1 protein-coding gene is annotated in these 1324 nt (G+C 45.4%); it reads left to right on the top strand.

Annotated features, from left to right (window positions below; all coding sequences use genetic code 11):
- Nucleotides 1-1324 (top strand): sensor histidine kinase (locus R7Q48_RS24250; protein WP_318132639.1); only part of this gene is annotated, 1324 nt, incomplete at both ends.

Below are 1324 nucleotides of genomic sequence, written 5' to 3'. Positions count from 1 at the left end.
CCAATATTACGCTCTGGGCTCAACATCCAGCCAACGTGGCTATTACTACTCATATCCAATAATTTATGCTGGCGGCGTGTTGGGCATCGTGGTCGTAAAAATGGATTTGAGTAAAATTGAAGATAACTGGCAACAACCTGACAGCGTGTTCGTCGCCAGCGACCCTCACAATATTGTCTTTATGAGCAGCCGGCAGGATTGGCTATTCAAAAGCCTACAACCGTTAAGTGATGCAGATAAAAAGCAAGTTTGGACGAGTAGACAATATCTCGACACACCGATTCCGACATTGGGCTTTGTCGGCAACTTGAATGCACCAAATTCTGAACTGAAACAAGGCTACCCCTACAATAAAGGGACACTGGTTGTCTCTTCACTGCCTTTACCTGAGTTAAAGCTAACGATTCGTGTGCTTTCGCCAAAACAATCCATCGTTTGGGTTACGATGGGCTATATCGTTGTGCTTACGTTGGCCTTTACGGTTTTGTTCTTGATTGGCCAGTTGATTTATCACCGCCAACAACGTCATTTGCAGTTAGAACGAATCCAACAAGAAGCGAATCAGAAGTTAGAATTTCAAGTCATGGCACGAACAGCAGAGTTACAGGCTGAAATTGCGCAGCGAACCGAAACGGAGCAAACATTGCGTTTAACCCAAGATGAGTTGATTCAAGCGGCTAAGCTGGCAGTTCTCGGTCAAATGTCAGCGAGCATCAGCCATGAGCTGAATAATCCGTTGGCAGCCATTCGTAGCTTTGCTGAGAATGGAAAATTGTTCCTTCAGAAAGAAAAGTATGATCGAGTGGAAGATAATCTCACTCGCATTTCAGCCCTCACAGACAGAATGGCAAACATCAGCCAGCAATTGCGTTCGTTTGCCAAAAAGGCCAGCGGCAATGAGCTTACCCAAACACGTCTGTTGCCAGTGATAGCCTCCTCAAAAGAGCTCATGAAACCCGCTTTCAAATCTGCTCGTGTTCCACTTGCTACCGAACTTCCTACTGACGACATCGAGGTTCAAATCAATACCATTCAATTGGAGCAAGTTCTGGTTAACTTGCTGACAAACGCAATTGAAGCCGTAAAAGAACAACAAGATAAACAAGTGTGGTTGCTCGTTGAAACGGATACGGATGAAAACAAAGTGATGATTCATGTCGATGACAATGGCCCTGGGCTTGGTTCGCACACACTGTCCGAACTTTGCGAACCGTTTTTAACAACTAAAAAGAATGGATTGGGATTAGGGCTTTCTATATCTCAGCAAATATTGGCTGGCATGAACGGCAGCTTGAGTGCTCACAACCGTGCCCAAGGTGGCGCT

The organism is Vibrio sp. 378 (assembly GCF_033339435.1).
This window is presented reverse-complemented; position numbering and strand designations above follow the sequence as displayed.